Annotated in this window: 14 protein-coding genes; all 14 read left to right on the top strand. The window is 34.8% G+C overall.

The annotated features are described in order from the left end of the window. Window positions 1-40: 40 nt before the first annotated feature. The 14 genes from ruvA (at window position 41) to ACJJVP_RS02825 (ending at window position 16,300) form a co-directional block, all read left to right on the top strand. The gene (ruvA, locus tag ACJJVP_RS02890) at window positions 41-622 is read left to right on the top strand and encodes a Holliday junction branch migration protein RuvA (protein WP_405410600.1); all 582 of its coding nucleotides are present in this window, start codon (window positions 41-43) and stop codon (window positions 620-622) included. Between the two features lie 5 nt (window positions 623-627). Further along, window positions 628-7,821, top strand: coding sequence for a cell surface protein SprA (sprA, locus tag ACJJVP_RS02885; protein ID WP_405410598.1), 7,194 nt, complete (start codon window positions 628-630; stop codon window positions 7,819-7,821). A gap of 130 nt (window positions 7,822-7,951) precedes the next feature. Further along, a complete protein-coding gene (gene gcvH / locus ACJJVP_RS02880; protein WP_405410597.1) occupies window positions 7,952-8,332 on the top strand; it encodes a glycine cleavage system protein GcvH in 381 nt (126 codons plus the stop codon). 37 nt (window positions 8,333-8,369) lie between these two features. Next, window positions 8,370-8,717, top strand: a complete 348-nt coding sequence (locus tag ACJJVP_RS02875; RefSeq protein WP_405410595.1) for a VanZ family protein — start codon at window positions 8,370-8,372, stop codon at window positions 8,715-8,717. Between the two features lie 62 nt (window positions 8,718-8,779). After that, complete coding sequence (locus ACJJVP_RS02870) at window positions 8,780-9,484, top strand: energy transducer TonB (RefSeq protein WP_405410593.1); 705 nt, start codon at window positions 8,780-8,782, stop codon at window positions 9,482-9,484. Between the two features lie 224 nt (window positions 9,485-9,708). Beyond that, a complete protein-coding gene (cyoE, locus tag ACJJVP_RS02865; RefSeq protein WP_405410592.1) occupies window positions 9,709-10,611 on the top strand; it encodes a heme o synthase in 903 nt (300 codons plus the stop codon). 2 nt (window positions 10,612-10,613) lie between these two features. Beyond that, window positions 10,614-11,195, top strand: a complete 582-nt coding sequence (locus ACJJVP_RS02860; RefSeq protein ID WP_405410591.1) for a heme-copper oxidase subunit III — start codon at window positions 10,614-10,616, stop codon at window positions 11,193-11,195. Window positions 11,196-11,291: 96 nt separating this feature from the next. Continuing rightward, window positions 11,292-12,266 (top strand): cytochrome c oxidase subunit 3, encoded by a 975-nt coding sequence (locus ACJJVP_RS02855; RefSeq protein ID WP_405410590.1) that lies wholly within the window; start codon window positions 11,292-11,294, stop codon window positions 12,264-12,266. 53 nt (window positions 12,267-12,319) lie between these two features. Next, window positions 12,320-12,703 carry a cytochrome C oxidase subunit IV family protein gene (locus tag ACJJVP_RS02850; RefSeq protein WP_276491976.1) on the top strand — a complete coding sequence of 128 codons (384 nt, stop codon included), beginning with the start codon at window positions 12,320-12,322 and terminating at the stop codon, window positions 12,701-12,703. A gap of 125 nt (window positions 12,704-12,828) precedes the next feature. Then, window positions 12,829-13,452: a hypothetical protein gene (locus ACJJVP_RS02845; protein ID WP_405410587.1), complete on the top strand. Its 624-nt coding sequence runs from the start codon at window positions 12,829-12,831 to the stop codon at window positions 13,450-13,452. A gap of 3 nt (window positions 13,453-13,455) precedes the next feature. Further along, window positions 13,456-14,190, top strand: coding sequence for an SCO family protein (locus tag ACJJVP_RS02840; RefSeq protein WP_405410586.1), 735 nt, complete (start codon window positions 13,456-13,458; stop codon window positions 14,188-14,190). 4 nt (window positions 14,191-14,194) lie between these two features. Beyond that, window positions 14,195-14,728, top strand: a complete 534-nt coding sequence (locus tag ACJJVP_RS02835) for a DUF420 domain-containing protein (RefSeq protein ID WP_405410584.1) — start codon at window positions 14,195-14,197, stop codon at window positions 14,726-14,728. Then, window positions 14,718-14,936 (top strand): hypothetical protein, encoded by a 219-nt coding sequence (locus tag ACJJVP_RS02830; protein WP_396632205.1) that lies wholly within the window; start codon window positions 14,718-14,720, stop codon window positions 14,934-14,936. Before ACJJVP_RS02835 ends, ACJJVP_RS02830 begins: the two co-directional genes overlap by 11 nt. Window positions 14,937-15,052: 116 nt before the next feature. Continuing rightward, window positions 15,053-16,300 (top strand): ABC transporter permease, encoded by a 1,248-nt coding sequence (locus ACJJVP_RS02825; RefSeq protein ID WP_405410583.1) that lies wholly within the window; start codon window positions 15,053-15,055, stop codon window positions 16,298-16,300. Window positions 16,301-16,309: the final 9 nt, after the last annotated feature.

Raw genomic sequence — 16,309 nt, 5'->3', positions numbered from 1 at the left:
GTAGATATACTTCTTTCCCTTTTTAATTTTACAAAAGATCATGATACATCACTTAAGAGGAAAACTAGTAGAGAAGAACCCAACTCATGTTATTATCGAATGTGGAGGTGTTGGCTATTTTGTAAATATTTCTTTAAATACTTTTTCAAAACTACCAGAACAAGAGAACATTTCGGTGTTTACCCACCTTCAGGTGAAAGAAGATTCTCATACTCTTTTCGGATTTGTTGAGAAATCTGAACGTGAAATATTCAGATTATTACTGTCAGTTTCTGGTATTGGATCAAGTATAGCTAGAACTATGCTTTCTTCAATGTCTCCGTCTCAAGTTAGAGATGCTATTGCTAACGGAGATGTCGCATCAATACAGGCTGTAAAGGGTATAGGTGCTAAAACAGCACAACGCGTAATTTTAGATCTTAGAGATAAGGTCTTAAAAGTTTACGATATAGACGAACTTTCACTAAGTGCAAACAATACAAATAAAGATGAAGCGTTATCTGCTTTAGAAGTTCTAGGCTTCGCACGTAAACAATCAGAGAGGGTTGTCGATAAAGTGCTTAGTCAAGATGCTTCTTTAAGTGTCGAGAATATAATTAAACTCGCGCTCAAAAATTTGTAATAAGTTTGAAAAACGGGGTGACTAAATTTCTTAAAATTTCTTTTAAGCACATCTTTCTTTTCTTTATGTTTTTAGGTTCTGCAACTTTGGTTGAGGCACAAGAGACTGAAGAACAAGAAATTGATTCTGTGAAAACGGGTTTTGATCTGGGTAGAATACTAATTGAAAATCCAGAAAGTATTGTTTCTAAATATGTATACGATACAGAGCTTGATCGTTATATATATAATGAAAGTGTAGGTGATTTTAATATAGGTTATCCTGTAATTTTAACTCCTGATCAATATTTTAATCTAATAGAGAAAGAAGGAATAAAATCTTATTTCAAAGAAAAATCAGACGCTTATTCAGGTAAAAAAGAAGGAAGTGAAGAGGCTAGAAAAAATTTATTACCCAATTTTTATGTAAATAATGATTTCTTTTCAACCATTTTCGGTGGTAATACCATTGAGATAATACCGCAAGGCTCGGTAGCAATGGATTTAGGTGTTATATGGCAAAAGAACGATAACCCATCTTTGTCGCCAAGAAACAGAACTAATCTTTCTTTTGATTTTGATCAACGTATTAGTCTTAGTATGTTAGGGCAAATAGGAGAACGCCTACAGGTAACGGCTAACTATGATACTGAAGCAACTTTTGATTTTCAGAACATTGTAAAATTAGATTACACACCAACAGAAGATGATATTATTCAGTCTATAGAGGTTGGTAATGTTAATATGCCGCTTAACAGCTCTTTGATTTCAGGAGCACAGAGTTTATTTGGTGTCAAAACAAAACTTCAGTTTGGTAAAACATCCGTAACCGCTGTTTTTTCAGAACAACAATCGCAAAATAATACAGTAGTAGCACAAGGTGGTGGTACGGTAAACGAATTTTCTCTTACTGCGTTAGATTATGATGAGGATAGGCATTTCTTTTTAGGTCAATACTTTAGAGATAACTATAACAACGCTCTTTCTTCTTATCCTTATATACAAAGTCAAGTTCAAATAACACGTATTGAAGTTTGGATAACTAACAGAACACAGCAGACGCTGAATGTTCGTAATGTAGTGGCTATTCAAGATTTAGGTGAAGCTGATATTACCAAGACAAGGTTAGGTCAAAATAATGGTAGTGCTGGAGGTTTTTTCAATAACGTCGCAGACCTAAGACCAAGAAACAATGCAAATGATTATGACCCTTCATTAATTTTAACTGGTAGTGGGGCGTTAAATGATAATATTAGGGAAATAGCTACAGTAGAAAGCGGTTTTAATGCAGGTAGTTTTGCGGCTGGGTATTCTCCAAACCAAGGTTTTGATTATGCTTATTTGGAAAACGCACGAAAATTAGTAGAAGGTACAGACTTTGATTATGATAGTCAACTTGGGTACATTTCATTAAATCAGCGTTTAAGTAATGATGAAGTATTGGGCGTTGCTTATCAATATACTTTTCAAGGTCAGGTTTATCAAGTGGGTGAGTTTGCTAATGGAGATGTTGAAGCTACGACAGTGACAACTGATGAGACTAGTACCATTATAGAAAATAATACTCTTATATTAAAGCTGTTAAAAAGTAATATTACGAATATAACGGATCCTATTTGGGATTTGATGATGAAGAATATTTATTCAACTGGTGCTTATAGTTTAAGTGAAGAAGATTTTAAGATGAATATTCTATATTCTGATCCTACTTCTAGAAATTATATTACACCCATTGAAGAAGGTCTGACCTCTGGCTGGCCAGAAGGCTTGGAAGAGACCATCCTTTTAAATCTCTTTCATTTAGATAGATTAAATACCTATGATGATTTGCAACCGGGTGGTGATGGTTTTTTTGATTTTATAGATGGTCAAACAATAGATGTACAGAATGGGCGAATTATTTTTACCACTGTAGAACCTTTTGGTGAATATTTATTTGAAATTTTAGAAAATGGCAATAGTGGTCAATACGATGTTACTTCTGGTTATAATGCAAACCAAGAGCAATATGTATTTAGAAGTATGTACTCTTTAACTAAAACAGCTGCACTTCAAGACTCTGAGAAAAATAAATTTTTATTAAAAGGTACCTATAAATCAGAAAGTAGTAATGGTATTTCTATCGGTGCTTTTAATATTTCTCAAGGTTCAGTAACGGTTACGGCCAACGGTAGAACCTTGCAAGAGGGTATCGATTATACGGTGAACTACCAATCGGGTACCGTTCAAATTTTAGATCCAAGTTTAGAGGCTTCCGGCGTGCCAATTAATATATCTGTTGAAAACAATGCGGTTTTTGGTCAACAAACACGTCGATTTACTGGTGTAAATGTAGAACATCAATTCAATGAGAAATTTGTATTAGGAGGTACATTGCTAAACTTAAATGAGCGACCCTTAACTCAAAAATCTACCTATGGTGTAGAATCTGTAAACAATACTATTTTTGGATTGAACGGTAATTTTTCTACTGAAGTTCCTTTTTTAACTCGTTTGGTGAACAAGTTACCGAATATAGATACAGACGTTCCTTCTAATTTTTCTATAAGAGCGGAAATGGCCGCATTGATACCTGGTTCTCCAAGTAATGCAGATTTTGAGGGTGAAACCACTACATATTTAGATGATTTTGAAGGTGCGCAGGCTTTAATTGATATTAGAGCTTCACTTGGTTGGTCTCTTTCTAGTATGCCTATAGAATTTGGTAATGGTGATCAGCTTTTTGGTGGTTCGCCAGAAGATCCAACGAACTTATTAAATGGTTATGGTAGGGCTAAACTATCTTGGTATTCTATAGACCCTATTTTTTATACAACTCAAAGACCTTCATCAATTAGTGACGATGATATTTCAATAAATGCTACAAGAAGAATATATATTGATGAAGTATATCCTGAAACAGATGTAGCCCAAGGTACTACACAAGTGCAAACAACTTTAGATATGGTTTACTATCCTACGGAAAAGGGACCATACAATAATAACCCCGATTTTGAAACGGAAGTGTCAAATGAAAAATGGGGTGGTATGATGCGCTCACTAAGTAGTACGGATTTTGAACAAAGTAATGTTGAATTTGTTCAGTTTTGGGTAATGGATCCTTATGTAGATGGTGTTTCGAGTGGTTCGGGTGAGTTGGTAATTAATCTTGGTAACATTTCTGAAGATATTTTACGTGATGGTAAAAAACAATACGAAAATGGGTTGCCAGGTGTAGATAGTAGTGATTTGGTATCGGCAACTTCTTGGGGGGAAGTGCCTGCAACACAATCTTTGGTATATGCTTTTGATGCCGATGAAAATAATAGAGTGCTACAAGATACTGGCTTTGATGGTTTTGATGATATACGAGAAGCTGGTATTTATACTAATAATGATGGTGATGATCCAGCATTGGATAACTATACTTATTACTTAAATAAGGAGGGAAGTATATTAGAAAGGTATATTGATTTTAATAACCCGCAAGGTAACTCACCTGTTTCGGTTTCAGATACTGATAGAGGCTCTACAACTTTGCCTGATGTTGAAGATATTGATAGGGATTTAACTATGAATACGGTAAATAGTTATTATGAGTATCGTATAGCGATAAAGCCAAATACGAGCATTAACGATGACTATGTAACGGACATTATAGAAGGTACAGCTAGCGGAGATACAAGAATACCGAATGGAGATGATGTGAATTATCGTTGGATACAGTATAAAGTTCCATTGAGCGACTTTACTGATGCTATTGGTGGTATAACTGATTTTAGATCAGTTAGCTTTATGAGAATGTATATGACTGGGTTTACCGGCCAGACTATACTGCGTTTCGCAGCTTTAGATTTGGTAAGAGGAGATTGGCGTACATATACCAGTACATTGCAAGATACAGATATCGATAGTGATCCAACTGACGATGGTACTTCTTTAGACGTAAATACCGTAAATATTGAAGAAAATAGTAGTAGAACTCCAATACCTTATGTATTGCCGCCAGGTGTGGTTAGAGAGCAACTTAATAATAATAATACTATTATTCGTCAAAATGAGCAATCCCTTTCCTTAACGGTATCTGATTTAGAGTCTGAAGATTCGAGAGGGGTGTTTAAATATTTAAATGTAGATATTCGTCAATATGAACAATTAAAAATGTTCATGCATGCAGAGAAAATTGTAGATAGTGATTATGCAGACACTTCGACTCCATTAGTTGGTTTCTTGCGTATGGGTACAGATTTTACTCAGAACTATTACCAAATTGAATTACCATTAGAGTTTACACCTTTTACTGCAGTTGCAGATGATGAGGTGTGGCCAGAAAATAATGAGTTGAACATTTATCTTAGTGATTTGACAAAAGTTAAGTCGCAATGGATTTCAGATGGCGATTTAAATGATGTTCGATTCTTTGAGATTGAAAATGATGAAGTAATTCCCGTTGGTGAATTTGATGTTCGAACTCCAGGTAGAGTGCGTATAGGTATTAAAGGTAACCCATCATTAGGTAGTATTCGAACTATGATGGTGGGTATAAAGAATCAAGATATTTTGCCTGCAAGAGGAGAGGTTTGGTTTAATGAATTACGCCTTGCAGGTTTGGATAATAATGGAGGTTGGGCGGCTATTGCTGCTATTGATGCAAATATTGCAGATTTTGCTAATATTAGTGCAACCGGTAGTAAAAGTACATCTGGTTTTGGGTCTATAGATCAATTGCCAAATGAACGTGCTCGTGAAGATGCAGTTTCTTACGACGTTGTTGCTAATATGAATGTTGGGCAATTACTTCCAAAAAAATGGGGTATTCAATTACCGTTTAATTACGGAATTTCAGAACAAATGATTACACCAGAGTTTGATCCTGTGTACGATGATCTAAAATTAGTAGATAGAATAGCTGCTGAAGATACTCAAGAAGGTAAAGATGAGGTATTAGAGCAGGCTCAAGATTATACAAAGCGTACCAGTGTTAACTTAATTGGTGTAAGAAAGGATCGAGGAGAGGAAGCTGACGCTAATTTTTATGATGTAGAAAATTTCACTTTCAATTATAGTTATAATGAAACTGATCACCGAGATTTTGAAATAGCAGAGTTAAGAGAGCAAAGTGTAAATACGGGGTTTGTTTATAATCATAGTTTTGAGCCAGTAGAGGTAGCACCATTCGCTAAGAAAGACTCACTTTTAAGAGGTAAATACTGGCAATGGCTAAAAGATTTAAACTTAAATCTATTGCCATCTAATGTTGGCGTTACTTCCAATATTAATAGACAATTTAACGCGCAACGTTTTAGAGATGTATACACTGATGGGGAAGATAGAATAGAGTTGCCAGAACTGCAGCAACGTAATTATTTGTTTAATTGGCAATATGCGATTAACTATAACCTGACAAAATCTTTAAGATTGAACCTAACTGGGTCTAATAATAATATTGTTAGAAATTACCTTAATGAAGACGAGCCAATTGAATCTGCAGATAGAATTATGACCGAACTTGGTCTCTGGGACGGTTTCTTTGATGTTGGTGAGCCTAATAGGCACGCACAACAAATGCAATTAAATTATGAAGTGCCTTTTTCTAAGGTACCGGCATTAGATTTTATTAGTACTCAATATTCTTACACTAGTAATTTTGACTGGCAAAGAGGTGGAGATGCATTATTTGAAGTTGCAGGTGAATATATTAATACGGTGCAAAATGCCAACACCCATACTATAACATCATCGCTGACCATGCAAAAGTTTTATGACATGTTGGGTCTTAAAAAGCGAGAAGCTCCTAAAGCCAAAAGTTCTGGGCCTGTAAGAAGGGACAAATCTGGAGCTTTGGCGGAAAATCAAGAGAAAATTAAAGGAAAGACAAGCGATTTATTTAATACGGTGGTAGATATAGTAACTATGGTTAAGCGACTGAATCTGAACTATAGTGAAAACAATGGTACGGTATTACCAGGCTACACACAATCCGTTGGTTTTGTCGGTACTACCAAACCAACTGTTGGCTTTTTATTCGGTAGTCAGTCCGATGTTAGATATGAAGCAGCTAGAAATGGCTGGTTAACTGGTTATGAAGATTTTAATGAGCAATTTATTAAAAGAACGAATAAGCAATTGAATATTACCGCAACGGCACAACCAACAAAAGATATTACTATTGATTTGGTTGCCGACAGGCAGTATTCAGATAGTTATCAAGAAAACTTTAACGTGGTTGATCAAGAGTACAACTTACAATTAGGTAATAACTATGGTAGTTTTAGTATTTCCGCTATGATGATCGGTACTGCATTTGGTAAGAGCGATGAGTTTGATTCAAGTACTTTTCAACAGTTTAAAGATAATAGGATTACTATAGCGAATAGACTTATTGCCGATCGTTCTCAACCCATTGGTGATTTGGATGAAGATGGTTTTCCTGAATTATATGGTAAAACGCAACAAGAAGTATTATTGCCGTCATTTTTTGCTGCATATACTGGTCAAGATGCAAGTCGTGTAAATTTAGATACGTTTAGAGAGATTCCAATTCCTAATTGGAGTATTAAGTACACGGGCCTAATGAAAAATAAATGGTTTAAAAAGAAGTTTAAACGTTTCTCATTGAGTCATGGTTATCGTGCATCATATAGTATTAATTCATATCAAACCAATTTAGAAAAGGTACAGTTGCTTAATGATAATCCGGGTGAGTTTGCAATAAATGAAGAGAATCTCGATATTCTACCCGATTTAATTTTGAATAATGTGGTACTTACGGATCAATTTAACCCTTTGGTTCGTGTTGATTTTGAAATGATCAATTCGGTAAGTGTACTGGCTGAGGTAAGAACAGATAGGGCGTTGTCCTTAAGTTTTGATAATGATTTAATGACAGAAATTAACGGTAAGGAATATACCGTAGGTTTGGGATATCGATTTAAAGATGTAAAATTCGTTACTAATATTGGTGGAAATAAAACTAGATTAAAAGGCGATTTGAACTTAAAGGCAGATTTAACATTGCGCGACAATATTACTATAATCAGAAATTTAGATATCAATAGCAATCAAATAACCTCAGGTCAAAACCTTATGTCATTAAAATTTACGGCAGATTATGCGCTAAGTAAAAGTTTAAATGCCTTGTTCTTTTATGATCATTCGTTTTCTAAGTTTGCGGTTTCCACTGCATTTCCTCAAACCACAATTAATACCGGGTTTACAATTCGTTACAATTTTGGTAATTAATAAAGCTGTTTAATAAAAGTAAGGTATGTTAATTATATACCTATTAAACAGGTTATAACATTGGTAAATATTTTGATAACCTAAATTGAAAACTTTACATTTGTTAAAGAATAAATAATAAACAATTATAATGAATATACCAGCTGAATTAAAATATACAAAAGACCACGAGTGGGTGAAAATAGACGGTGATATTGCAACCGTAGGTATTACAGATTTCGCACAAGGTGAGTTGGGTGATATTGTTTACGTTGAAGTTGATACATTAGATGAAACTTTAGATCGTGAAGCTATTTTTGGTACAGTGGAAGCTGTGAAAACTGTTTCTGATTTATTTTCACCTTTATCGGGTGAAATTATTGAGTTTAATGAAGCGTTAGAAGATGAGCCGGAAAAAGTAAATACAGACCCTTATGGTGAAGGTTGGATGGTGAAAATTAAATTTAGCGAGGCAAGCGAATTGGAAGATTTGTTAACCGATGCTGCATATAAAGAGATAATTGGTGGTTAAAAACACTATTTATAAAGTATTTTTCATAAGCTGGATGATGTTTGTAACATTTTTCAGCTTATTTTCTTTGTCAGGTGTTGGAGCGTCAGAAGTCAATATTCCACACATAGATAAGGTTGTGCATTTTACATTTTATTCTGTTATGGTAGTGTTAGGTTACTTGGCAACCCCTACAGAGAAAGAACAAGGTATAGGTAGGTCTAAGTTATTGTGGTACATTGTTTTATTTGCTGTGTTCTACGGTATAATTATTGAAGTATTACAACATGTAGCAACTACAGACAGGCATGGCGATCCATTAGATGCATTGGCGAATTCAACCGGAGCGATAGTGGGAATGTTGGCTGTTAGATTTCTATTTTTTCGTGTGCCCTCGTTAAAATGAAAATTTTAGTTGCATTTTTATGGATTAATTAGTTAAATTAGCAATCACTAAATTGAATATATATGGAACCTAAAAAGAATCCAAAATCGGATTTAACAAAGAACAGCAGTCTTTATTTCGTTATCGGTTTGTTCGTAGTAATGCTATTTACTTTTGTAGCATTCGAGTGGAAAACGTATGATGAGGTAAATGATTATGATATTTCTATGAATGTAGATGATCTTTTAGATGAAGAAGTTCCGATGACAGAACAGATTAAAACTCCACCACCACCACCACCACCAGCTGCACCAGAAATCATTGAGGTTGTAGAAGATGAAGAAGAGGTTGAAGAAACTGTAATCGAGTCTACTGAAACAAGTCAAGAAGAAGAAATCGTTGAGGTTGAAGACGTCGTTGTTGATGAAATCGAAGAAGACGTTGATGTACCTTTTGCAGTTATTGAAGATGTGCCCGTTTTTCCAGGCTGTGAGAGCGAAAGCGATAAAAGAGCTTGTTTCAACAAAATGATTCAGAAGCACATTGGTAAAAACTTCCGTTATCCAGAAATTGCTCAAGAAATGGGTGTTCAAGGTAGAGTAAGTGTGATGTTTGTGATTCAGAAAGATGGTAGTATTGGTAACGTGAGAATGCGTGGTCCAGATAAAAACTTAGAAGCTGAGGCTGCAAGAATCATAGGTAAATTGCCTAAAATGACTCCTGGTAAGCAAAGAGGTAGAGCAGTACGTGTTCCTTTTAGTATTCCAATTAACTTTAAATTACAATAGTATTTTTTACTATTTCAAATAATAAAAAAATCCCGAGCAAATTGCTCGGGATTTTTTTTGCTTTCTATTTTAAAGAATAAGTTGTTGTTAAGATTTCATATGGTATTATTCTTTCCTTTATGTAATAATCAATAATGATGTGCTTTCATTAATACTAGAAATAAAGGTTTTAGGTTGCAGAAATATGACTAGGGCGTTATCTTTGCAGCCCTATTTAAAAAAATATGAAGACGGCTGTTGGTTCGGAAAAAGAAAGTGCGTTTGCATTGATTTTTGCCGATTTTAAGGAGATTACCAAAGCTAGATTAGCTGTTAGTGTCGTTTTTTCTTCTATTGCAGGTTACTTTCTTGGTGCATACGAGATACAATGGGTTCAAGTGTTATTATTGGCATTTGGTGGTTATTGTATGGTAGGTGCCAGTAATGCTTACAATCAAGTTATTGAGAAAGATTTGGACGTTTTAATGAAGCGTACTAAGAATAGACCTATTCCTGCCGGTCGTATGACGGTAAATACAGCTATGAGCCTTGCAATTGTTTTAACATTGCTTGGCGTATTGTCTTTATATCTTTTAAATCCTAAAACGGCAATGTTTGGGGCAATTTCTATATTTCTATATACCAGTGTATATACTCCTTTAAAAACAATTACGCCGCTTGCTGTATTTGTAGGGGCAATACCTGGAGCAATCCCCTTCATGTTAGGTTGGGTAGCCGCTACAGATGATTTTGGAATAGAGCCAGGTACTTTATTTATGATTCAGTTTTTCTGGCAGTTCCCACATTTTTGGGCATTAGGGTGGATGTTGGATGATGATTATAGAAGCGGCGGATTTAAAATGCTACCAACAGGAAAGAAAGATGCGGCAACAGTGCTGCAAATAATAATGTATACTATTTGGATGATGGCAGTTTCTATTATTCCAGTATTTGGAATTACGGGTAGATTGCAATTATCTGTCGTATCGGCCATAATTATCTTTTTAATGGGAGCGGTAATGTTAGGATTCGCTTTTCAGTTGTATAGAAAGAGAGATAATGTTTCTGCAAGAAAATTAATGTTAGCCAGTGTTAGTTACATAACACTGATGCAAATAGTATATGTAATAGATAAATTTTTAGCTTAATTATGGATTTAACACAAGGAACGGAGGAGCAGAAAAATGCAAGAGCCAAGAAGATGATGCTATGGTTTGGGATCATTAGTTTGTTGATGGGTTTTGCAGGGTGGACAAGTGCTTATATTGTAAGTAGTTCTAGAGAAGATTGGTCTAGTGATGTAGCGTTGCCAGATTCTTTTTTATATAGTACCATTGTCATCATTATAAGCAGTATTAGTTATATGCTGGCAAAAAATGCTATAAAAGACGGTGAAAATGCTAGCGGTACTAAATGGTTATGGATTACGTTAGGTTTAGGTGTTCTATTTATCTTTTTACAATTTTCTGGTTTTTCTCAGATGGTTGCAGAAGGGTATTACTTTACTGGGCCTACAAGTAGCATTAAAGTATCATATATTTTTTTAATAGCAATGGTGCATGTGGTGCACGTTGTGGCAGGTATGATTTCTTTGTTGGTGGTGCTGTATAATCAAAACAAAGGAAATTATAGTAAAGAGAACTATTTAGGTGTTACCTTAGGGGCAACATTTTGGCATTTCTTAGATTTTTTATGGGTCTATTTGGTGTTATTTATGTTCTTTGTGAAATAAAAAACAAATCAAAGTTAGTTTTGGGTCAAATTGCGTTTTTAAATAGTTCAAAAAAATGTAAATTTGCTAAAGTTTTATTAAAACGATAAATAGTATATGAATTCTACGGTGACTACGGGAACGGAAACAAGCGTATGGGGTGGTGGCAATCAGCCTTTAGGAGCAAGCTATGGAAAAATGATGATGTGGTTTTTCCTTGTATCGGATGCGTTAACTTTCTCTGGATTTTTAGCAGCATACGGCTTTTCAAGATTTAAATTTATTGAAACATGGCCAATAGCGGACGAGGTGTTTACACACGTTCCTTTATTTCATGGTAATTATCCCATGATATATGTTGCCTTTATGACCTTTATTCTTATTATGTCATCTGTTACAATGGTATTGGCAGTAGACGCCGGTCATAAGATGAAAAAGAACGCAGTGACATGGTATATGTTCGCTACGGTAATCGGTGGTATAATATTCGTAGGTTCTCAGGCATGGGAATGGGGTACCTTTATTAAAGGTGACTTTGGTGCTTTAGAAACTAAAGGTGGTAGAATTCTACAATTTGTAAAAGCTGATACTGGTGAAAGAGCATCGTTATCTGATTTCGCTACTTCTATACCTGGAGATAGAATTGTGCATGAAAGAAAAAACGGAATTTGGTTTTTCCAAGAACCTGCGTTGACCAGCGTTTCTTTAGATGAAGTGGTTGCAGGTTTTAAAGCTGATTCTAATATTTTGATTAGAACGGAAGTAATTAATGAAGAAGGGGAAAAGACACTACTAGATAGAAAAGCTTCATTAGCTAAATTGGCAGAAGCAACGCAAGTTGTAGAAGGTGCTAATTTGATTCATAATGAATATGGAAGCAGGCTTTTTGCTGACTTCTTTTTCTTTATCACAGGTTTTCACGGTTTCCACGTATTCTCAGGTGTTGTAATAAACATTATCATTTTCTTTAATGTTATTCTAGGTACTTACGAGAAAAGAGGGCATTATGAAATGGTAGAGAAAGTTGGTTTGTACTGGCACTTTGTAGATTTAGTTTGGGTATTCGTATTTACATTCTTCTACCTAGTATAATCCTTATAGAAATTAACAGCATTACTGTATAAAGAATTTTAGATTAAAGTAAAATGGCAGACGGACATAAATTAGAAATTTTTAGAGGACTTGTAAAGTTCAAATCTAACACACAGAAAATCTGGGGAGTATTAGCTTTTTTAACCTTAATTACTGCGGTTGAAGTAGTATTGGGTATTATTAAGCCAGAATCTTTGACTGATACTTATGTATTGGGAATGAAGTTGATTAACTGGATCTTCATTATTTTGACCTTGGTTAAAGCATATTATATTGCATGGGACTTTATGCACTTACGTGATGAGAAGTCTGCATTGAGAAGAGCTATAGTTTGGACACCAATATTCTTGGTTATTTATTTGACATTTATACTTCTAGTAGAAGCTGATTATATCTATAATGTATATAAAGATGGCTTTGTAAGCTGGAACTTCTAAGTTATAATTAACAGTATTAAAAGACGGTTTTATAGCCGTCTTTTTTATTTTTGTATAGTTTGTAATTTAATGACTATAACTGTTGAAACTTCTTAAGAGGTTTCAATAAACGGTCTTCCTTATTTATGAAAAAGACTTTTGTTCTTGTTGTCTTGTTTGTGCTACCAATAGTGGCCTATTTATTCTTTGCTTCTGGGGTTACCAATTTTGGTAAATTATCTCAGCTAACTAAAAATGTAGAGGAACTTCATTTCTCAGATCAAACTCAATTTAAAGATAAAATTACAGTATTGGGCTTTTTGGGTTCTGATGTAGAAGGTAGAAAGGGAAATGCCTTTAACTTGAATCAAAAAATATACAAGCGCTTTTACGAGTTTACGGACTTTCAATTTGTAATGGTGGTAGCTGATGATACTAATGATGAAGTTGATGCGCTAAAAAAAGAGTTGGCAACTTTAGCTGATAATGACAAATGGAAATTTGTATACGCCAGTGATGAAGAAATAAAGAATCTTTTTAATAGCCTTAAGATGGATATTGAATTAGATGCCAAAAACAGTACTCCGTATGTATTTATTATTGACAAGGATTTAACTTTAAGAGGTAGGTCTGATGATGAAGATGATGGCACCAAATACGGTTTCAATTCTACATTGGTTTCAGATTTGAATAATAAGATGGTAGATGATGTGAAAATCATTTTGGCGGAATACCGACTTGCCTTAAAGAAGAATAATGCAGAACGATAAGTAATGAATAAAAAATATACATACGTTTGGGTTTCGTTAATTGTTCTGATTTTTGGAATCATTGTAATACCAAAAATAGTTGATAGATTATCTTCTGGTTCTGTCGTTGAAAATGACCGTTTAAATTCAGATAGTAAAGATACTAGTGAAGAAAAGTTAGGTTATATTTTGTTAGATGGTAAAAGACGTAGAGTTCCTTCTTTTAAATTTATAAATCAAGACAGTGTTCTGGTATCAGATAAAGATTATCTGGGTAAAGTGTATGTGGTAGATTTCTTTTTTACTAGATGCCCAAGTATTTGCCCTGTAATGACAACTAACCTAGTAGATGTTCAAGATCATTTTAAGGATGCTAACGACTTTGCTGTAGCGTCTTTTAGCATTACTCCGGATTTTGATACACCACAGGTTTTAAGAGCTTATGTGGAGAAGTATGGTATTAATGGAGCAAACTGGAATCTAATGACGGGTGATCATGATGGTATTTACCAATTGGCAAACTCCGGATTTAATATTTTTGCTGCCGAAATGCCTGATGTTCCAGGAGGCTTTGAGCACTCAGGTCTCTTTGCTTTAGTAGATAAAGACGGTTTTTTAAGATCAAGAATGGATGAGTTTGGTAACCCTATAGTGTATTATAGAGGTGCTATTTTAGAAGAAAGAGGAGTTAACGATCAAGGAGAAACCGAAGAAATTGGTTTTCTTAAAGTTGATATCCAAAAATTGTTAGAAGAATAAGAATATGCAAGGGAGCGTTGAGAACGAGAAAAAGTTTAATAGGTTAATAGCGATTGTTTCAGTAGTTATACCAATAGTGGTAGCTATTCTTTTCGGTGTCAAATTGCCTAATGTTGAACCGCTTTCTTTTTTGCCTCCTATCTATGCTGCTATTAATGGACTAACTGCTGTTTTGTTGTTGGTTGCGGTTTGGGCTATTAAAAATGGAAATGAAAAACTACATCAGAATTTAATGACTACCAATATTGTATTGTCTTTATTGTTTTTAGTTATGTATATAGCATATCATATGACATCTGATTCTACCAATTATGGTGGCGAAGGTGCAATTAAATATGTGTATTATTTTATATTGATTACCCACATTGTACTGTCTATTGCTTTAATACCATTGGTTTTAAGAACATATGCCAAGGCATATTTAAAAAAGTTTGAAGAGCACAGGGCATTGGCAAAATATACATTTCCGGTTTGGTTGTATGTTGCTGTTACCGGTGTTGTGGTTTATTTAATGATATCTCCTTACTATGCGTACTAAACAAATCTTCTTATTGGTAGTGGTAACGCTTTTGTTGATTCCCATAGATGCCGAGGCGCAATGTGCTATGTGTAGAGCGGTTTTAGAAAGTGAATCTTCTGGTAAAGCAGCTGAGGGTATAAATAACGGTATTGTTTATTTAATGGCTGTACCCTATGTTTTAGTGGCTGGTCTTTTCTATTTTATCTACAGAAAAATGAGGTCTTAAGCCTTTTTTATATTTTTTTTACACAAAAAGTGTAACAATCTTCCATTTGGTTAGTCTTATGATTGTGTGATAGTTGTATCGCGCTCATCAATCAATCAAACTAATCAATCCATCTTATGTTCGACTTAGAACGTTGGCAAGAAATTTTCGATACTATTCGCAAGAATAAGTTACGCACTTTTCTCACAGGACTTTCCGTTGCTTCAGGAATATTCATTCTAGTTATTTTATTGGGTTTTGGTCAAGGCATGCAAAATGGTATAGCCAAAGAATTTGAGCAAGATGCTGCTACAAGTGTTTGGGTCTGGCCAGGAGTAACCACTATTGGTTATAAGGGTATGAATCCAGGTAGACCGATACAGTTCCGAAACGAGAACTATGACATGGCCGGTGCTTTGTTTGATGACCAAATTGAGAATAAATCGCCAAGGTTATTTGTAAGAGATGTTTTTGTAAACTATGGTAGCGAGTCTTTAGCTTATAATGTACAGGGTGTTTCTGATCAATTTCAATTTATCGAAAATGAGTATATGACCTTAGGTAGATTCCTTAATCAACAAGATGGAGTTTCTAAGGCTAAAGTTGCCATCATCAGTAATAAGATCAATCGAGAAGTATTTTCAGAATTAGAAAGCCCTATAGGAGCGTTTTTAGACCTTTCAGGTATCCCGTTTAAAATTGTTGGGGTATACGGTGATATTGGGGGTGAACGAGAAGAAGACCGTATTTATATTCCTGTAAGTACCGCGCAACAGGTTTTTAATGGAGCAGATCGTTTAAATAACCTTTCCTATACTTTGCCTCCGGTAGATGATTTCGAAACTGCCGTTGCACAATCCATCAAATTTAAAAACGAATTAAAATCGTATTTACAAAAAGCACATACCGTCGCTCCAGAAGATACAAGCGCAATTCAAGTATATAACCCTATGGAAGAGGCTAAGCGCTTTTATGCATTAATGGGTGGTATTAAATTCTTCTTTTGGTTTGTAGGTGTGTGTACTATCATCGCTGGTATTGTAGGTGTTAGTAATATCATGTTGATTGTCGTTAAAGAGCGTACAAGAGAAATTGGAATTCGAAAAGCTCTTGGTGCCAAGCCATGGTCAATTGTTGGGATGATTTTGCACGAAGCAATTTTTATTACTGCTATTGCAGGTTTTACAGGACTCATTTTAAGCATGGGTCTCTTGGAAATTGTGGGTCCACATATAGAGGTAGATTATGTGCTAAATCCCTCAGTGAACTTCAATGTTGCCTTGACCACTGTATTTGTACTAATTTTTGCAGGAGCGATAGCGGGATTTTTCCCTGCATGGAGAGCAGCTAAAATTCATGTTATAGAAGCATTGAGAGATGAGTAGTTCAAAAAT

The organism is Maribacter sp. Asnod1-A12 (assembly GCF_045063735.1).
Classification (GTDB): Bacteria; Bacteroidota; Bacteroidia; order Flavobacteriales; family Flavobacteriaceae; genus Maribacter.
Note: the sequence above shows the minus strand (reverse complement) of the source record. Positions and strands in the feature narration are given on the sequence as shown.